Genomic DNA, 2,659 nt, shown 5'->3' on the forward strand with positions numbered 1-2,659 from the left:
GTTTGAACAGAGTGAAAACCAGCGCCTTGAGACGCTGGTTGGTATCACTCGGGCTTATAGCCCTTGAACAAACCACCCGTTTTACGGGTGGTCATGATTTGAGGTGAAAAATGTATTTAATTGTATCCGCATTGATATTATTATTTTTACTAATATCAATTTCGTACAAAATCGACATAGTACAATACGAAATAAAATCTGAAAAGATTGACTGCGAGATGAATATATTATTCTTGTCGGACCTTCATTCGTGCGATTATGGCATCAACCAGAAGAAATTAATGGACAAAATAAAATCCGTTGATTGCGATATGATTTTACTGGGTGGAGACATTGTGGATGACAAGTTGAAACCAAAAAAAGCATTTGAATTACTAGAACAATTGCAACAACTGGGCAAGAAAGTTTACTACGTTCATGGAAATCACGAAAAAAGAATAGAAAATCTGGACGAAATAGATAAGGCAATCAAAAATTATGGTGTACAAATTCTAGATAATGAAGAAGAGTTCTTATCGAACAACATTAAACTTATCGGAGTGGATGATTCATCTGGAGAAATCTTGGACGATTATGAGAATGAATTAGACATATTAGATGACAATTTGAATTCAGAAAATTTTAATATATGTTTGATTCACAAACCTGATTATTATTTCAAGAAAAATCTGAAAAAATTCGATTTGATGATATCGGGGCACACTCACGGTGGACAATGGAGACTTCCTTTTATATTCAATGGAATTATATCTCCGGGACAAGGTTTATTTCCGAAATATGCAGGAGGAATATACAACGACGATTATACACTTATTGTGTCACGTGGACTTGCCAAGGAAAAGACCGTCGTTCCAAGGATATTTAATCGACCAGAAATCAATTTAATAAAATTAACGAATATCAACAATAGTTAAGAAAAGTATACAATGCTTGGAAAACTATTGTTTTTTTATTTTATTGTACTAAAATATAATTAAAGGTAAATAAATTATTACTAGACAACGAAAGGAGACAATATGAAATACTCAATGAAAAAGCTAATTGCAACAATGGCAGTAGTATTTGTTGTAATAGCTGGACTAAATGCTAGTCTTGTAAACAAATCAGAAACGATTTCAAGTTCAGGGATAGAAGTCGAGGACGATAATAAGTACGTTTCACTATCGCATGAAAATGTTGGAGGAGAAATGGAATATGAAAAATCGGGCTACAATGGAGTACTGAAAAAATCAATCCGTCCAGACTATGAAGAAGAGGGTACGTTGTGTTACAGATACTCTGGAAATTTAAAGAAACAATAAGGAGACAAAAATGTTTACTTACAAACTAAAAAAATTATACAGATACAAGATGATTCCATTTTTGATTCTGTTTTCTATTACTATGGGTATTGTTGCTTTTTTCCTACATTTTAATACAACCAACCATGCTTTTGATTTTCTCATTTCAAGTCATATGTCGATTTCTAATGATATTAGTTGGGATGAAGTCGTCATCAAAAAAACTGATTGGAAGAAAATAACACCGGAAGAACCAGACAAAAAAAGCTACGAAGAACACAAAGCGTACCTAAATCAAGGGAAAAAAGTGTTACAAAACTTGATGAAAGCTCATGGTCTTGATGAAAACTACAAGTATAACAAATCTAACTATAATGAAAAGGATATCATAAAGTACACTAATGAATTGGATGCTCTGAATAATAAATACAATACAGATGAGAACATGGATAATCCTAAGGAACTTAGGACATCTGTACTGAGCGGAGAAGGCTACATAAATTTCTTGAAAGATAGAAACTCCGTAGAAGATAGATTGATTGACGAGAATGACAATCACAGTTTTAGTAAAGTTGTATTTGATGAAGCTGGTGTGATTTTTGGAGTTGTGCCGATAATTCTACTAGGCTTTCTAATGATTTTCATAATGAGAGAAGATGATATAACCAGCGTAACATCGAATTCCAAAATAAAGGATGTAGCGAACGATTTTGGTATTATTATGTGTATGATTGTGATGTACATTATCATTTCATTATTGACAGTGTTTGTGGCATCTTTAATAACTGGAAATGGTGTGGGCGATTTAACATATCACTACGATTCTACATTTGTTATTAGGACTGTTCAGGACAGGGGTGGTTCTATAAGAGAATACTCATATGTTATGAGAACGCCTTTGTCTACATTTTTTAAGAGTGTATTTCCTTTTGCGTTAATCACTATGGCGTTTGGATTTGCATTTTCTTTTGTTGATAAACTTATACAAAATACCAAAGCAAAATATTTTACTTTGGTTTTAATAATGAGTTTGCTATTGGTTGATTTTAATTTCTTCAATCATGCATACAATCCTCTAAGCTTGTTTAAGTCGTTTTCGTTAAAACCTGTGATTGCTACAGTGTTTATGCTTTTGATAACAGCTATAGGCACGATTTTTTTGAACAGGAGAAAAGAATTCACATCTCATGATACATACAAAGATCGAAATGTATTCAACTTAAAAGGTTCCATTAAAAACCGTGTGCTATCATTTAATGGGTTTTTGATACTGTTTGTCGTGTGTGCTATTTTGGTTGGAAATATATGCCTACAAAACAATTGGCACAATTTTAATTCCACTCAAATTAAAAACTATACCGATCTTAATTCTACTATGG

2 protein-coding genes and 1 pseudogene are annotated in these 2,659 nt (G+C 32.5%); all 3 read left to right on the forward strand.

Annotated elements, in window-relative coordinates:
• Positions 1–110: 110 nt before the first annotated feature.
• Positions 111–914 carry a metallophosphoesterase gene (locus tag KHW44_RS08350; RefSeq protein ID WP_304068354.1) on the forward strand — a complete coding sequence of 268 codons (804 nt, stop codon included), beginning with the start codon at positions 111–113 and terminating at the stop codon, positions 912–914.
• Between the two features lie 102 nt (positions 915–1,016).
• Complete coding sequence (locus KHW44_RS08355) at positions 1,017–1,301, forward strand: hypothetical protein (protein ID WP_002841438.1); 285 nt, start codon at positions 1,017–1,019, stop codon at positions 1,299–1,301.
• Positions 1,302–1,311: 10 nt separating this feature from the next.
• Positions 1,312–2,659: pseudogene (locus tag KHW44_RS08360) on the forward strand (hypothetical protein); the annotation flags it as partial.

Origin of the sequence: Finegoldia magna, assembly GCF_018371055.1 — a bacterium.
Lineage (GTDB): Bacteria > Bacillota > Clostridia > Tissierellales > Peptoniphilaceae > Finegoldia > Finegoldia magna_I.

Coding starts and splice junctions, on each gene's coding strand:
- KHW44_RS08350 (WP_304068354.1), top strand. CDS start 111: ATGTATTTAATTGTATCCGCATTGATATTATTATTTTTACTAATATCA.
- KHW44_RS08355 (WP_002841438.1), top strand. CDS start 1,017: ATGAAATACTCAATGAAAAAGCTAATTGCAACAATGGCAGTAGTATTT.